A 15,537-nucleotide genomic window follows, 5' to 3' on the forward strand; every position below is an offset into this window, starting at 1 on the left:
CCAGCGCCAGGCCGGGGCCAGACCACCGTAGTCGGCGAAGATGTCCTCGACGATCTCCACGACCGTCCTGTCGTGGAACACATAGCTGTCCACCCGCTGCGACAGGAACGCCAGCCACGGCTGCAGGCGCAGCCGGTAGCGCGCCAGGCCGCCATTGCTGCCCAGCCGCTCGGCGGCGGTGATGCGTCCATGCAAGGGCCGCAGGCTGCCGTCGGCCTGCTGCATCTGCAGCAGCGCGCCCTGCCCGATCAGCGGGCCCAGCGGCAGGCCCGCATCCAGCGACAGCGCCGTGATCGTCCACTGGAAACCGATGCCGTCGATCTGTTCGACGCCATCCAGCGTTTCGGCTACCAGCACGTCAGTGCCGCAGGGGGTGTGCAACCTGAGAAAGCGATCGTCGCTTCGCGGCGCTGCAAGCGCCGCGAGCAACGTCGCATGACGGAGGTGATGCGGAAGTCCTTCCATGAGCAACGCGCGTCCGGCTTGAAACGGGCCAGACTGTTCGGCTGCAGGGCACAGAAGAAAGAGTCAAAGACGACAACGCAGACATGCCAGCGCCGAGACTCACGCACAGCACTGCCAATTCTCTTTCGTTGAAAACCTCAAAGTGATCGTCGAATCACTTCTCAGCGGCAAACCCGGTCCTTATGCGACACCACATGTGAGCGCATCCGGATCCACCACCGGCACCGGTGTGGTCAGTGCGCCATGCCCCGCGTGATCGCAGCAGCGCGCTGCTTCAACTGCGCCACGGCATCGGGAATCATCTCCATGCCCACGTCCAGGCCGGGGTTCAGCACCAGGCCGACACCGTCGCCGATTCCGGCCAGCAGCGCATGCACCGCGATCGGCATGGCATGCGCGAACTGCGGCAGCTGTTCGTGCCACAGGCCGGCACGCTCGGGGGCGGTGAACACCGCGAACATCGGCTCGCCACTCTCGCTGGTCAGCACCAGGGGCGAGATGCTCTCATCCCATGCGCCGTCTTCGCCGATGGCCTTGTCCAGCAGCACGAACGCCGTCGAGGTCAGCAGCCCATCGAGGAACTGCGACGCGGTCAGCGTGCCATCCTGGGCCTGCAGCAGGCGCACCTCGAGGTCGTTGAGGGGTTCGAACGGGGTGTCGTGGTCCATGGTCGCTTCCGCTACGTGATTGCAGGAGAGACTTTAACAGGCCGAGCCCTCGAGCGATGAACCGGTGTCAGCGGACCCTTCCGCGGCTCGCTTTCCTGCGTGCAGATCAACGCCCCGAGCAGGCGGGCTGGGCCAGCAGCCAGTCCTGCGCGGCCTGCAGACCGGACGCTCCGGGGGCGGTGGGCTGATCCGGCTGCAGCTGGCGACCGTCACCCTGCCCCTGGCGGTCGGTCATGACATTCACGGTCAGCAGCAGCATGCTGCCATCCACCAGGGGCACGGGTTGATTGCCGGTGGAATAGCCTGCACTGGGCTGGCCGAAACTGCGGCTGCCGGGCTGGCCGCGGAAGGCCAGCGCCACGGCCTCGCCCGAACTGGCGGTACGGGGGCCGAACACCACCGCGACCGGTGCGGAACCGCCGCGCAGCACATAGGCCGCCTCGCGCGATCGAAGCCGCGAATTCGCGCCATCCAGGACCTCTCCGTCGCGCTGTCGCCATGGCCGTTGCCCTTCGGCGCTGCGGAAGCCGCCGAGCACGGCCCCTTCCTTATCCGGGGTACCCTGCAACAACGGCAGCAGTCCCAGCAGCATGGGCCACATGTTGCCGCCGCCATTGCCGGACAGATCCACCACCCAGCCGCACCGCGTGCCGTCATCCAGGGTCACGATGCGGTGCTGCAGCGCCAGCGCGTAGGTTCTGCGAGCGTCATACCGTGCCTGCTCGCCCGCCTGAGGATCGTCCAGGAATGGGCTCACCCGCAGCACACCGACGCGCGCATCGGCCTGCCACGGCATTGGCGATGCCGCATCCTGGCCGGCCTTCAAGCGTTGCGCACGCCCGGAACGCTGGCGTTGCAGGCTGGGCGGAATCCAGCGGCCATGGCCGCCCGTGCTGCGGGTAGCGGCGTCATCCAGCAACTGGCGCCGGCCAGCATCATCGGTTGCGGCGGCCAGCGTCGCGCGTACACCGGCCCAATCCACACGGTCGCGATACAGCGCGCGTGCCTCCAGCAGCTGCAGCATCTGCACCTGCGCCTCCGGTGAGGGCAGTTCAACCGCGGATGCCGAGGCCGTTGCGGCCATCGTCTGCGCAGCCCAAAGCACGACCACCGTCGCACCCGCGCGCCGCACTCCGTTGCAGATCTGCATACGACGTTCCTTGCCGTTGAGTCAGGCGCCCAGCATAGCGGGTTGATGATCGGCACGGCCATCGCGCAGGTTGTCGTATCTGACCTGGCTGGCAGCGCAGGCATTGCGCGATGCCGACACGGCGCTCCGGTCACGCGACAGATGGGCGATACGGACACACACATTGCAACTTTGCCCATGTCATCGCGCTGTGGACCGCGCGACGGTGGCATCTGCCAGCGCCCCTGTGCTGGCCGGGATTGGCGTCCCGAATGAAGCTTTTCAACGGCGGGCTTGCGACAACATCGCGGGCCCGAATAGTGCACCCTCCGTCGTTCTGCGGCGGGCGGTGCGTGGGGATCTCCGGATCCGCCGGCTTTTTCTCCGTTGAAAAGCTTCACCGGCACGCCAACCCGCACCGCCCGCCACCCTGCACCCCGCAGGTGGCCTTGCCTGTGAGGTTGCTGCCATGACCCTGCCCCATCCCACCCATCCCCGCCTGCACGCGCTGCTGGGTGATGCCCTGCCTGGGCTGCGGCTGCCCGCCGCTGCCGCCGACATCCTGGAAGATGCGCTGGCCGCAGCCCACGAGAACGTGCCGCAGCCTGCATTCTTCGCCCGGTTACGCAGCATCGCGCGCGGCGACGGTGCCAACGGCCAACCTTGGCCCGAAACGCGGATCACGGAAGCGAGGGCGCGTGATCTGGCCGGCGCTACGCGCTGCCTGGCCGCAGTGTCTTCCTGCGCAGGACTGCTGCTGGCCGCGCAGGCGGCGCGGGAGATGGACGATGCCCGAGCGCACTGCCCGCCGCAGGTGGAAGAAGGGCTGCTGCACGCGGTACAGGTGCTGGCCGATCACGCGGGGGCGCTGGTGGAGCCCGCAGCGGCAGTCCCCGGCAAGCAATGAGCCGAGCTGGCCCTGCTCCACCGCAGGTGCGTCCATACCCCGGCGCTGTCAGATCTTGAGATAGATCCTGCGCCGGTCCAGCCACCACGCGACGCCCCACCACAGGGTGACGAAGGCCAGGGCCTGCAGCATCGACGCCAGCTCCAGCGCACCCGGCATCGCCGCCGCCAGCTGCTGCCAGACCCAGCCCCAGGCGCCGGTTGCCAACAATGCCACCGACATCACCGAGGCCCCCAGGTACGCGGTGATCGCGTTGACCCCAAAACGACGGCCCCACGCGGGCCAGCCCTTCTGGTCGATCAGCACATGCGCCAGCCACAGGGCCAGCGCCGCAAGACCTCCGGTCCACAGCACGTAGCTGGGCGTCCACAGCTGCTTGTTCAACGGCAGCACAATGGCAAGCAGCAGGCCCAGCACTGCCGTTGCGGCGCCCACTCCTGCCAGCGCCACAGCGCGACCGCTGCGCAGCAGTGCGCCGGCCAGCAGGCCCAGGGTGGTGCTGGCCAGCGCGCCCAGCGTGCTCAGCAGCCCTTCCGGGTCATGCCCAAGCCCGGTATCGGCGTGCCACTGGTAGATCCACGGGGCGAACAGAGCGGTATCCAGACGGCTGGCCGGGTTGGTCCATGGCGACAGATCACCGAGGCCGAGCAGCAGCACGGTATAGCCCACCAGCAGCCCGACAAGCACTCCGACCTGCACGTGCAGCCGCGCATACACCGCCAGCAGGCCAACCAGCGCCGCACACACCGCGATGCGTTGCAGCACGCCCCAGATGCGGAAGTGATGCGTATCCAGCGCCCACCAGATCAGCAGATGCAACAACGCGCCGGCTAGCAGGATGCGCAACGCGCGCTCCAGCACGCCACGCGCCAGTGTGGGTCGCTTCGAAGCATCGAGCGCGCGCGGTGCGACGCTGAAGGCCATCGACACGCCCACCAGGAACAGGAAGAACGGGAACACCAGATCGGTGGGCGTGCAGCCATGCCAGTCCGAATGACGTAGCGGTGCGAACACCGCACTCCAGTCGCCCGGGTTGTTGACCAGCAGCATCGCCGCCACGGTGATGCCGCGCAGGGCGTCGATCGAGCCCAGGCGCGCTGACGGCGCAGCACTCATCAGGCGGCCTCGTACTGTCCGGCAATCCAGGTGCCCCGCACCTGCAGGGCATCGTCCAGCAGCACCAGGTCGGCCTGGTAACCCTCGGCGATGTGGCCCAGCCGGTCGTCCACATTGAGGAACTGCGCCGGATAGGTCGAGGCCATGCGCGCCGCTTCGGCAAGCGGCTGGCCGAGCAGCTGCACGGTGTTGCGCACGGCCGTGGCCATGTCCAGTGCCGAGCCGGCCAGCGCGCCAGCTGCGTTGCGCACCACCCCATCGACGGCAGTGATGGTCTCGCCATACAGCACATAGCTGGGATCATCGGCGCCGACCGGCGGCATCGCATCGGTCACCAGCAGCAGGCGGCCGCGTGGCTTGGCCGCCAGCGCTACCCGCAGGCTGGCCGGATGCACGTGCACGCCGTCGACGATGATGCCGATCCAGCTGTCGCGATCTTCCAGCGCGGCACCCACCGCGCCCGGCTCCCGGCCCTGCAGCGGCGACATCGCGTTGTACAGATGGGTGAAGCCGCGCACGCCGGCATCCAGGCCGGCGCGGATCTCTTCGTACGTTCCGGCGGTATGTCCAGCCGCGACGATCACCCCGCGCTCCACCAGTGCGCGAATCGACTCCAGCGGTACCCGTTCCGGCGCAAGGGTGAGCAGGGTCACGCCATTGTCCAGCGAGGCGGCCAGCGCGATCTCCTCCGCATCGGGCACGCGGAACTTGCTGGCGTCGTGGGTCCCCTTCCGTGCCGGGGCGATGTACGGCCCTTCCAGATGGATGCCGATGACACCGCGTACGCCTTGAGCGATGGCTTCGCGCAAGGCGGCGATCGCCTCGCGCATCACCGCCACGTCATCACTGATCAGCGTCGGCAGCATCGCGGTGGTGCCGAAACGGCGGTGCGCCTGCGCGATGGTGCGCAGGGCCGCCACGTCCGGCGTGTTGTTGAACAGCGCGCCGCCACCGCCATTGACCTGCACGTCGATGAAACCCGGCAGCAGCCAGCCGCCGCCGAGATCGACCTGCTCGGCCGCCTGGCCCACCTGCGGCGCGGCGTCGGGGAGCAGCGCGCTGATCTTCCCGTCCTCGATGAGCACTGCCAGGTCATCGCGGAAATCATCCCCGACCAGGATGCGGGCATTGCGCAGCACGGTTGCCATCACACGGTCTCCGTGACCTTGTTCAGATGCGGCGGCAGGTCCGGGTTGAACCCGCGGCGCAGCGCCAGCGCATTGATCGCACGGTAGAAACTCTGCACGGTGAGCAGCGGAGCGCACAACGGATGCGGCGCGGCAGCCACCGGCAGGTTGCCTGCGGCGCCGGCCATCCATACCTGCGCACCACGCGCTGAGAACTCCTCCACCACGGCACGTGTGCCCGCGCCGGTCTCATCGGGCTGGGCGAAAGCCAGCACCGGGAAGCCGCGACCGACCAGCGCCATCGGGCCATGCTTGACCTCGGCCGAGCTGTAGGCCTCGGCATGCAGACTGCAGGTTTCCTTGAACTTCAGCGCCGCTTCCTGCGCGGCGCCAAGGCCGAGCCCACGCCCGAGCACGAACAGGTTGGTGGCGTCCACCAGGCCATCGGCCAGCGCCGTCCAATCGCACTGCCATGCCTCGCGCAACGCATCCGGCAGCAGCTCCAGCGCAGCGCGCAGGCCACTGTCCTGCTTCCAGTACGTGGCCAGCTGCAGCAGTGCCGCAAGCGACGCCAGGTAGCTCTTGGTCGCGGCCACACTCTTCTCCGGGCCCGCATGCAGCGGAATCACCGTGTCGGCCAGCTGCGCCAACGGCGAATCCTCGACATTGACCAGTGCGACCACGCGCGCGCCGGCGGCCTTGGCCGCTTCGGCATTGCGCAGCAGATCCGGACTCTTGCCCGACTGCGAGATGACGATGAACAGTGCACCGCGCAGCTGCAGCGGCGCGGCATACACCGAGCCCACAGACGGCGAGGCGGAGGCGACCACCAGGCCCAGCTGGGTTTCCAGCAGGTACTTGCCGTAGGTGGCGGCATGATCGGAGCTGCCGCGCGCGCAGGTGACCACGAACGGGGGTGGCGCGGCGCGCAGGCTGGCAGCCAGCGTCTCCATCGTGGCGTGGTTGCGCGAGAACTGGCGGGCGACGACGTCGGCCGCTTCAGCGGCTTCGGCGAACATCAGGGTGGAGGTGGGGTCGGACAGCGACATGGCGGGCTCAGGCAGGATCGGAAGGGAGTGGGCGGGCGCCGGCGGGACGCATCGGCGCAGTCGACCCGCGCACTACCAGCTGCGGCACGAAGCCCTGGTTGTGCAGCGGTGCAGGCGCGTCGTCATAGGCATCGCTGCGCAGCTGCGCGATCAGCAGGCGCGCGGCGTGGCGTGCGATGTCCTCGGTGGCCTGCTTGGCGGTGGTCAACGGCGGCCAGGACTGGCGCGAGAACGGGCTGTCCTCGAAGCCGGCAATGGACAGGTCGTAGGGCACGTTCATCCCCGCCGATTTGGCAGCGGCCAGCACGCCCGCAGCGATTTCATCGTTGGAACCGAAGATGGCGGTGGGCGGTTCGCGCAGCGCCAGCAGGCGGCGCGCGCCCCGGAAACCGTCGTCGAAGGTGTAGTCGCCCTGCACCACAAGATGCTTGTCCACGGTCATGCCGTAGTCCTTCAGCGCCGCTTCGTAGCCGGCATAACGTTCGCCGGAAGAGCGGTGCGAACTGCCCCCCCACAGGAAGCCGATGCGCTGATGGCCCAGCTGGATCAGATGCTCGGTGATCTCATAGGCCGCTTCGCGGTCGTCGACGAACACGCAGGCTCCGTCCGCCGGGTCCTCGGTCGCCGCGATGATGCGCACCAGCTTGATGCCACGTGCGGTCAGCGCCTGCACCAGATCGCGGCGCTCGGACATCGGTGCGGTCAGCACCAGGCCGGCCAGGCGCGAGCGCTGTACCCAGTCGGCCAGTTCATCGGCCAACAGGGGCGAGCTCGAGTCGCAGGGGTGGATCTGCAGGCCGAAGCCGGTCTCCCGGCACGCGGCCAGCACGCCGTTCTGCACGCCGATGATGTGGTACGGGTTGGGGTTGTCGTAGACCAGCCCGATCACGAAAGTGGTCCCGCTGCGCAGGTTGCGCGCGGACGGATCGGGCTCGTAGTCGAGCTCGGCGATCGCCCGCAGCACCCGTGCGCGGGTGGCCTGCATCACGGAGGGCTCGTTGTTGATCACCCGCGAGACGGTCTTCAGAGAGACCTTGGCCTTCTCCGCGACGTCCTTGATGGTCGCTCTGCGCATGGGTTTTCCCTGGGGTTGGCTGCCGTCCATCATCGCCTATCAGCGCTCCTGCGGCAGGCCGGCGCGGTGGCCGATGACCGAGTAGAACAGGATGTACAGGTAGCACGGCACCATCAGCAGCACGAACACCAGCTGGAAATCGATGTGCTGCTTGAGCACGGCGAACAACTGCGGAATGATCGCGCCACCGGCGATACCCATCACCAGCAGCGCCGAGCCGGTCTCGGTGAAACGGCCCAGGCCACGGATCGCCAGCGGGAAGATGGCCGGCCACATCATTGCGTTGGCAAAGCCCAGCAGGGCCACGAAGGCCACCGAAACGTAGCCGTGGGTGGCCCAAGCACCGAGGCAGAACACCACGCCCAGTACCGCCGAAACGGTCAGGTAGCGCGACTGCGAAACCACCCGGGGAATCAGCAGCAGGCCCACCACGTAGCCAGCCAGCATCGCCGCCAGGGTCAACGAGGTGAACATCTTGGTCTGGTCCAGCGGCAGGTCGAAGCCGTGGCCATAGGTACCGATGGCATCACCGGCCATCACTTCCACGCCGACATACACGAACAGGCAGAGCACGCCCAGCCACAGGTGGGGGAACTGGAAGATGCTGCTGCGCTCGGCCGCGCCGGCGGCCGTCGGGGTGGCGTTGGCCTCGGAGGACTTGATCTCCGGCAGCGGCGAGAACAGTACGGCGACGGCCAGCAGCACCAGCAGGCCGGCCATCGCCAGGTACGGTGCATGGATCTTGGCGGCGAACTCATTGAGCAGGGCCGCCTTGGTGACCGCGTCGGCCGCCTGCACCTGCTTGTCCAGATCACCGATGCCATGCAGCACCAGGGTGCCGATCAGCACCGGCGCCAGCATGCCGGCGATCTTGTTGCAGATGCCCATCAGCGCGATGCGACGCGCTGCGGTCTCGATCGGGCCGAGGATGGAGATGTAGGGATTGATCGCCGTCTGCAGCAGGGCCAGGCCGCTGCCGATCACGAACAGCCCGCCCAGCGCGCCGGGGTACCAGCGCTGCGTCGCGAATTCACCGAAGAGTGCCGCGCCGCCGGCCATCACCAGCAGGCTCAGGCTGAGGCCCTTCTTCATGCCGGTGCGGCGCAGGATCCACGACGACGGCAGGGCCAGGAAAAAATAGGACAGGTAGAACACCATCAGCACCAGGAAGGCGCCGACCTCGCTGAGCTCGAAGGCCAGCTTGACGAAGGTGATCAGCGGGCCGTTGAGCCAGGTGAAGAAGCCGATCAGGAAGAACAGGACGCCGACGATGGCGATGGAGGTGGCCACGTTCGGGCGCGCGCTTGCAGCGGGGACGGCGGACATCAGGAGGGCTCCTGCGGCGACGGTCGCAGAACGCGGCGTCGGAGAGTGGCTGGGAACAACGTTGTCACATTCTTTCGATGGACAACGGCGGTTTGTCAACTTCCCTGCGCGGGGCAGCGCGGGCCATGCTGCATCGCGCAACCGCCGCGTGCGGTCGCGTGCTGAATGCGCTGGAGCCGTTGAGCCCCGTGCAGCAAGGGCTCCGGCGTGAAGGCGCTGTTCACGCCATGGAAACGTTTACCGCACGCCCCATTCGTTGCGCCGCAGCAACGAAAGTGTCACGAACTCGTTGACATCGTTGTCAGCGGGGTTACAGACTCCGCCCAACAGCCGGCCTCACCCTCGGATCCGGCCCCCTCTTCAGCAGGAGCCCGCGTGACCGCCAGCCATCCCGCCCCGGCCCATGTCCTGTCCCGCGTCGCGCCCTCGTTCCTGGCCGCCGACGTCGGCGGCACCCATGTGCGTGTCGCCCGGGTCCAGGCCAGCGGCGATGCCGCCCATCCGGTGCAGGTGCTGGAATACCGCAAGTATCGCAATGCCGACCACGCCGGCCTGAGTGCGATCCTGTCCGACTTCTTGGGCGACGGCCCGCGCCCGGCGCATTGCGTGGTGGCCACGGCCGGTTATGCGCGCGAAGACGGGACGGTCATCACTGCCAACGTGCCCTGGCCGCTGTCCGCGCGGCAGATCGAGGCCGACGTCGGCGTACAGCAGGTCCACATCGTCAACGACTTCGAAGCGGTGGCCTATGCCGCGGCACAGGTCGACGCCAGCGGCGTCCTGCACCTGTGTGGGCCGGAAAGCGCCCCGCGCGGACCGACCCTGGTGGTCGGTCCGGGTACGGGCCTGGGTGCGGCACTGTGGATCCCGACCGCCCATGGCCCGGTCGTGCTGGCTACCGAAGCCGGGCAACCGACGCTGGCCGCCAGCACCGAACTGGAAATGGCCATCGTCCGCCACATGCAGCGCGAGCGCGCTCACGTGTCGATCGAGCACGCAATCTCCGGCCCCGGCCTGATGAACCTGTACCGCGCGGTGTGCGCCCTGCAGGGACAGCAGCCCACCCTGGCCAGTCCGGACGCGGTCACCGCCGCGGCGATGGCCGGCACTGATGCGCACGCACGCAAGGCGCTGGATGTGTTCTGCGGCCTGCTCGGCAGCACCATCGGCGACATGGCCCTGTTCTACGGCGCCCATGGGGGCGTCTATCTGGCCGGCGGCATCCTGCCGCAGATCCGCGAGTACCTGCGCACCAGCACCTTCGTCGAGCGCTACCTGCAGAAGGGGCCGATGGGCGAAGCACTGGCACGCATCCCGGTGAAAGTGGTCGAGCACGGCCAGCTGGGCGTGGTCGGTGCTGCCAGCTGGTACCTGCAGCAGTCGGCCGCCTGACACCGCAACAGGCTTCAACGCAATCGCAGCACGCAGTACGTGGCACGCCAATGCACGGGACATCGCCGCCGCCCCGCGCACGTCAACGCAACCGCAACCGAACACCGCCGCCGGCACCCAATCGAGTGATGAGGAGAGACATCATGAACACCCGCAAGACCCTGCTTTCGGCCGCCATCGTCAGCTGCCTCGCTTTCAGCGCACATGCCCAGCAGGCTGCGCCGACCGCAACCGACCTGGACACCGTGACCGTCACCGGCATCCGTGGCTCGATGGAGAAGTCGCTGGATACCAAGCGCGAAGCCAACGCGCGCGTGGAAGTGGTGACCGCCGAAGACGTCGGCAAGCTGCCGGCGCACAATGTGGCCGACACCCTGCAGCGCCTGCCCGGCGTCAACATCAGTTCGTCCAGCGCCGACGAAGGCGGCTTCGATGAAGCCGACCGCGTCAGCCTGCGTGGCACCAGCCCGAGCCTGACCCAGACCCTGATCAACGGCCACACCGTCGGCTCGGCCGACTGGTTCGTACTCAGCCAGGGCAACAACGTCGGCCGCAGCGTCAGCTACTCGCTGCTGCCCTCCGAGCTGGTGAGCTCGGTGGAAGTGAACAAGTCCTCGCAGGCCAAGCTGCAGGATGGCGGCACCACCGGTACCGTCAACATCATCACGCGCAAGCCGCTGGAGTTCGCCAAGCCCTTCAGTGCGGAAGCCTCGGTAGGTGCGGTCCGTTCGGACCAGGCCAAGTCGACCGACCCGCAGTACTCGGCGCTGTTCAACTACAAGAATGACGCCAACAACTTCGGCGTGATGCTGCAGGCCTTCTACCAGAAGCGCGAGCTCCGCCGCGAGGCGCAGGAAATCCCGGGCGGTTTCACCCGGATCGGCGCCGATGATCCGGTGGCCCTCACCAATCCGGACCTGATCGGCGTGGCCGTCCCCGGCCTGCTGGGTTCGACCCTGTTCGAACAGACCCGCGAACGCAAGGGCGGGCTGGTGACCATCCAGTTCAAGCCGACCGATACGCTGAACCTGTCGCTTAGCGGCTTCTCCTCCAAGCTGGAAGCCAACAACTACAACCGCAATTTCATGCTGTGGGGCGGCAACTTCGCCAAGTCGCAGGCGCCGAACCCGGGCTACACCGTGACCGACGGCGTGCTGAGCAATGCCACCTACGCGGGCGTCCCGGGCACCAACTACGGTGTCTACGACATGATCTACCGTGAAGCCACGGCCAAGACCAACTACGTCACGTTCGACGCCGACTGGCAGATCAACGACACCCTGGACATGAAGTTCCAGGCCGGTACCACCAAGGGCACCGGTGAAACCCCGCGCCAGTTCATTGCTGAAGTCACGCTCGGCCAGGGCGGCGGTGCCAGCTGGGCAACGCACGGCGCCGGTTCGCCGGTGGACTGGAACATCGGCGGCGACATCAGCCCCAGCGGCGTCACCAGTTTCGGCACGTGGGGCAACCAGCTGGTCCGCGCCGAAGACAAGGAAGACTGGGCCACGCTGGACTTCAGCCAGTATTTCGGCACCGGCGTGCTGAACTCCGTGGACTTCGGCGTGCGCTTCGCCGACCACGAACGCGAAGCGCTCTCGCCGGAAGGTGCGACCCCGGGTGACATCTGGTCCGCACTGCAGGGCAGCGCCACCGCCAACTATCCCAGCGGCTTCGCCGGTGATGTCGGCGGCACCTTCCCGCGCAACATCTGGTACTACACGCCGGATGCACTGAAGAACGCGATCATCAACAACTCCACCTGGCTGGCCGGCAACGATGGCCCCACCGGCCGCCACAACTACGGTGCCGAGTGGAAGGTGAAGGAGAAGAACTTCGCCGGCTACGTGCAGGCCAACTTCAGCGGCGACTGGTGGAGCGGCAACGTCGGCCTGCGCTACGTCAACATCAAGCAGGACATCGACACCTACAACGCGGTCAGCAATGCCGCCGATGCCGATGTGAGCAGCCTGTTCGGCATGTGGGAGCGCACCGCCTTCCAGAACAAGCGCAACCGCGTCCTGCCCAGCGCCAACATCAAGTTCGACCTGGACGACAGGCTGGTGCTGCGCGTGGCCGCGTCGCAGACCCAGACCCTGCCGGATTATTCGGCCCTGGGCGCTTCGTCGTGGGGTTCGGACCTGAACAAGACCGGCGGCGGTGGCAACCCGAACCTGAAGCCGACCCTGTCCACCAACTTCGACGCCAACCTGGAGTGGTACTTCATGCCGCGCGGCCTGCTGTCGGTCGGTGCGTACCACATGGACATGAAGGACTACATCGCCTTCGACGTGGTCTCGCGCCAGCTGTACAGCGAACTGACCAACCAGCTCGAGACCTACCAGATCTCCACCCCGATCAATGCCGACGGCAAGGTCACCGGCGTGGAAGTGGCCTATGAGCAGCCGATCGGCGAGTACTTCGGCATCAACGCCAACTACACCTACGCCAACGGCACCACGGCCCACACCTGGTCCGACGGTTCGCACAACCTGCTGGGTACCTCGAAGAACACCTACAACGTGGGGGCCTACTTCGAGAACGAGCGTTTCGGGGCACGCGTCAGCTACACGCACCGCTCGTCGTTCCTGATCAGCCTGTCGGGCACCAACCCTTACTACCAGGATGATTTCGGCACGTTGTCGGCCTCGTTGAGCTACAAGGCCACCGACTGGCTGAGCATCAGCCTGGATGCGCTGAACCTCAACAACCCGACCTACAAGTACTACCAGACCGCGGCCATTCCGACGTCGTTCTACAGCAACGGCCGCCAGTACTACCTCAACTTCCGCTTCAAGTACTGATCCATCGGCCGCGTCATCGCCGAGTCGTGCACGCACGCCGGGCCTGGGTCATTCCGGGCCCGGCGTTTTTCATGTATAGCGTTCATCGCACCGTTCCAAGGAGTCGTTCCGATGGTCAAGCCCTTCCGCGCCAGGATGCACGGCGCACTGCTGCTGGGCAGCCTGTTTGCCCTGCTGCCGGCCCTGCCGGCCTTCGCCGCCGATCCGGTGGCCGCCGCTGAAGTTCCTGGCCCGCAGCTGCGCGCCAACAGCCTGATGCTGATTCCTGCCCCCGCCAGCATGCAGCCCGGCCAGGGCAGTGGCATCACTGTGTCCGCCACGACCACGCTGTACGCAGACGGCGAGGCCGCACAGCGGGTCGCCACCCAATTCGCCGATCTGCTGGCGCGCAGCGGTGGCCCGCGCCTGGTGCTGGCTACCGGCAAGGCTGCGGCCAAGGCCGGCGGCATCCGCTTCCAGATCGTTCCCACCTTCCGCGACAGCGGCGAGAGCTACACGCTGGAGAGCACCGCGCAGGGCGTGCTGGTGCAGGCCGGCAACGAGACCGGCCTGTTCTACGGCGCCACCACGCTGGCCCAGCTGGCCACCGGCGGCAGCCAGGGCGCGCTGCCGGCCGTGCAGATCCAGGATGCGCCGCGTTTCCCCTGGCGGGGTTTCATGCTCGACTCGGCGCGGCATTTCCAGAGCCTGGACGAGATCAAGCGCGTGCTTGATGCGATGTCCGCGCACAAGCTCAACACCTTCCATTGGCACCTGACCGATGACCAGGGCTGGCGCATGGAGATCAAGCGCTACCCGAAGCTGACCGAGGTCGGCAGCTGCCGCCTGCCGGCCGGCGATGGCGGCATCGATCCGGTGACCAGACAGGAGTACCCGTACTGCGGTTTCTACACGCAGGAGCAGATCCGTGAAGTGATTGCCTATGCAGCCAAGCTGCACATCCAGGTGATTCCGGAAATCGACGTGCCGGGCCATGCCACGGCCGCGATCGCCGCCTATCCGGAGCTGGGCTCGATCAGCACGCCGCTGAAGCCGATCAGCGAATGGGGCGTGTTCCCCAACCTCTTCAACGTGGAAGACAGCACCGTGACCTTCCTCGAGAACGTGCTGGAGGAGGTGATCGCACTGTTCCCGGCGAAGTACGTGCACGTGGGTGGCGACGAGGCCGTAAAGGACCAGTGGGAGGCGTCCGCGCAGATTCAGCAGCGCATGCGCGAGCTGGGCATCAAGGATGAGATGGCCATGCAGAGCCACATCATCAAGCGCCTGGAGACATTCCTGGAGAAACACGACCGGCGCCTGATCGGCTGGGACGAAATTCTCGAGGGCGGGCTGCCCCCCCAGGCTACGGTGATGTCCTGGCGCGGTACCGAAGGCGGCCTGGCCGCTGCCAGCGCCGGCCATGACGTGATCATGTCGCCGGTCGGCTACCTGTACCTGGACTACCTGCAGACCGCCTCGCCCAATGAACCGCCGGGCCGCCCCACGCAGGTCAACCTCGGCAAGCTCTACAACTTCGAGCCGGTGCCGGACGAACTGCCCGCCGACAAGCGCGGACACATCCTCGGCCTGCAGGCGAACATGTTCACCGAGCACACCCGCAGCTATGCGCGGCTGCAGCACAACCTGTTCCCACGCCTGGCGGCGGTGGCCGAGACCGGCTGGAGCCCGCCCGGGAAGCGTGACTTCCGCGACTTCCTGGCACGCCTGCCGTCACAGCTGCAGCGCTACCGCGCATGGGGACTGGCCTATGCACAGACGCCGTTCGAAGTGGGCGTGGAGTACCACGATGATCGCGCCGCAGGCACGGTGACGGTGTCGCTGGCCAACCCGCTGGGCTACGAGGTGCGCTACAGCACCGATGGCCAGCCGGTGACCGCGCAGTCGCCGCTGTACCAGCAGCCGCTGACCGCGAAGGTGCCCGCCACGGTACAGGCCGCAGCGTTCTACCAGGGCCGGATGCTGGCCGCAGAGCCCACCGTAGCCGCGTTCACTCCGCAATCGCTGCTCGCCCGCCGCAGCGACGAACTGCTCAGCTGCGTTGGCAACAAGGGCCTGGTACTGCGCCTGGAAGACGATGGCCCGCGCGAGGGCGCACGCGCGGTCTTCAACGTGGACATCTTCCAGCCCTGCTGGCGCTGGCCACAGGCGCAGCTGGACGGCATCGGCAGCGTGGAGGTGCGCGCCGGTCGCATCCCCTACTACTTCCAGCTGGCGCATGACGAGCCGAACCGTCGCTTCGAGAAGGCCAGGCGCGCGCACGGCGAGATGCTGATCCGCCGGGGCAGCTGCACGGGCAAGGTGCTGGCCGAAGTCCCGCTGCCGGCCACGCCCGATGCCGATGGCTTCGTGAGCCTGCGTGCGACGCTGCCGAAGGGCACGCATGGCACCGACGACCTGTGCATCAACTTCACCGGTGATACCCGCCCGGCGATGTGGGTGCTGGACGAAGTGACGCTGCAGAAGTAACCGGAAGGCT

Annotated in this window: 12 protein-coding genes; 4 read left to right on the forward strand and 8 right to left on the reverse strand. The window is 67.3% G+C overall.

What is annotated here, in order from left to right; translation table 11 throughout:
• The 3 genes from AC5P76_RS17500 to AC5P76_RS17510 all read right to left on the reverse strand — a co-directional run.
• Window positions 1-465: contractile injection system protein, VgrG/Pvc8 family (locus AC5P76_RS17500; protein WP_495222798.1), on the reverse strand; the 465-nt coding region annotated here is incomplete at its 3' end.
• A gap of 233 nt (window positions 466-698) precedes the next feature.
• Window positions 699-1,133 (reverse strand): SseB family protein, encoded by a 435-nt coding sequence (locus AC5P76_RS17505; protein WP_005411035.1) that lies wholly within the window; start codon window positions 1,131-1,133, stop codon window positions 699-701.
• Between the two features lie 106 nt (window positions 1,134-1,239).
• Complete coding sequence (locus AC5P76_RS17510; RefSeq protein WP_253120096.1) at window positions 1,240-2,283, reverse strand: S41 family peptidase; 1,044 nt, start codon at window positions 2,281-2,283, stop codon at window positions 1,240-1,242.
• 448 nt (window positions 2,284-2,731) lie between these two features.
• Here AC5P76_RS17510 and AC5P76_RS17515 point away from each other — a divergent pair, with 448 nt between their 5' ends.
• Window positions 2,732-3,169, forward strand: coding sequence for a hypothetical protein (locus AC5P76_RS17515; RefSeq protein WP_053519274.1), 438 nt, complete (start codon window positions 2,732-2,734; stop codon window positions 3,167-3,169).
• A gap of 48 nt (window positions 3,170-3,217) precedes the next feature.
• Here AC5P76_RS17515 and AC5P76_RS17520 read toward each other — a convergent pair whose 3' ends face one another.
• From AC5P76_RS17520 to AC5P76_RS17540, 5 genes are read right to left on the reverse strand one after another with little or no spacing between them, the layout of a single operon-like run.
• Window positions 3,218-4,285 (reverse strand): acyltransferase family protein, encoded by a 1,068-nt coding sequence (locus AC5P76_RS17520; protein ID WP_253120098.1) that lies wholly within the window; start codon window positions 4,283-4,285, stop codon window positions 3,218-3,220.
• Window positions 4,285-5,433 carry an N-acetylglucosamine-6-phosphate deacetylase gene (gene nagA, locus AC5P76_RS17525; protein ID WP_253120100.1) on the reverse strand — a complete coding sequence of 383 codons (1,149 nt, stop codon included), beginning with the start codon at window positions 5,431-5,433 and terminating at the stop codon, window positions 4,285-4,287. Before nagA ends, AC5P76_RS17520 begins: the two co-directional genes overlap by 1 nt.
• On the reverse strand, window positions 5,433-6,461 hold the full coding sequence (locus tag AC5P76_RS17530; RefSeq protein ID WP_053519280.1) for an SIS domain-containing protein: 1,029 nt from the start codon (window positions 6,459-6,461) through the stop codon (window positions 5,433-5,435). Before AC5P76_RS17530 ends, nagA begins: the two co-directional genes overlap by 1 nt.
• Window positions 6,462-6,468: 7 nt before the next feature.
• Window positions 6,469-7,536, reverse strand: a complete 1,068-nt coding sequence (locus tag AC5P76_RS17535; protein WP_049466708.1) for a LacI family DNA-binding transcriptional regulator — start codon at window positions 7,534-7,536, stop codon at window positions 6,469-6,471.
• Window positions 7,537-7,575: 39 nt separating this feature from the next.
• Window positions 7,576-8,862: a sugar MFS transporter gene (locus AC5P76_RS17540; protein WP_164150696.1), complete on the reverse strand. Its 1,287-nt coding sequence runs from the start codon at window positions 8,860-8,862 to the stop codon at window positions 7,576-7,578.
• Window positions 8,863-9,237: 375 nt separating this feature from the next.
• Between AC5P76_RS17540 and AC5P76_RS17545 the strand changes: the two genes are divergently transcribed.
• The 3 genes from AC5P76_RS17545 (at window position 9,238) to AC5P76_RS17555 (ending at window position 15,527) form a co-directional block, all read left to right on the forward strand.
• Entirely contained in the window at window positions 9,238-10,254 is a 1,017-nt protein-coding gene (locus tag AC5P76_RS17545) for a glucokinase family protein (RefSeq protein ID WP_053519284.1), read from the forward strand.
• A gap of 143 nt (window positions 10,255-10,397) precedes the next feature.
• Window positions 10,398-13,058, forward strand: a complete 2,661-nt coding sequence (locus tag AC5P76_RS17550) for a TonB-dependent receptor (RefSeq protein WP_053519286.1) — start codon at window positions 10,398-10,400, stop codon at window positions 13,056-13,058.
• A gap of 111 nt (window positions 13,059-13,169) precedes the next feature.
• Complete coding sequence (locus AC5P76_RS17555; protein WP_253120102.1) at window positions 13,170-15,527, forward strand: family 20 glycosylhydrolase; 2,358 nt, start codon at window positions 13,170-13,172, stop codon at window positions 15,525-15,527.
• The last annotated feature ends 10 nt before the right edge of the window (window positions 15,528-15,537 follow it).

The organism is Stenotrophomonas sp. YJH_SMC_36 (genome assembly GCF_059369935.1).

Bases quoted from the DNA above. Each gene is read 5' to 3' on its own strand.
- AC5P76_RS17515 (WP_053519274.1), top strand. From the start codon at position 2,732: ATGACCCTGCCCCATCCCACCCATCCCCGCCTGCACGCGCTGCTGGGT.
- AC5P76_RS17550 (WP_053519286.1), top strand. From the start codon at position 10,398: ATGAACACCCGCAAGACCCTGCTTTCGGCCGCCATCGTCAGCTGCCTC.
- AC5P76_RS17505 (WP_005411035.1), bottom strand. From the start codon at position 1,133: ATGGACCACGACACCCCGTTCGAACCCCTCAACGACCTCGAGGTGCGC.
- nagA (WP_253120100.1), bottom strand. From the start codon at position 5,433: ATGGCAACCGTGCTGCGCAATGCCCGCATCCTGGTCGGGGATGATTTC.
- AC5P76_RS17510 (WP_253120096.1), bottom strand. From the start codon at position 2,283: ATGCAGATCTGCAACGGAGTGCGGCGCGCGGGTGCGACGGTGGTCGTG.
- AC5P76_RS17530 (WP_053519280.1), bottom strand. From the start codon at position 6,461: ATGTCGCTGTCCGACCCCACCTCCACCCTGATGTTCGCCGAAGCCGCT.
- AC5P76_RS17540 (WP_164150696.1), bottom strand. From the start codon at position 8,862: ATGTCCGCCGTCCCCGCTGCAAGCGCGCGCCCGAACGTGGCCACCTCC.
- AC5P76_RS17555 (WP_253120102.1), top strand. From the start codon at position 13,170: ATGGTCAAGCCCTTCCGCGCCAGGATGCACGGCGCACTGCTGCTGGGC.
- AC5P76_RS17535 (WP_049466708.1), bottom strand. From the start codon at position 7,536: ATGCGCAGAGCGACCATCAAGGACGTCGCGGAGAAGGCCAAGGTCTCT.
- AC5P76_RS17520 (WP_253120098.1), bottom strand. From the start codon at position 4,285: ATGAGTGCTGCGCCGTCAGCGCGCCTGGGCTCGATCGACGCCCTGCGC.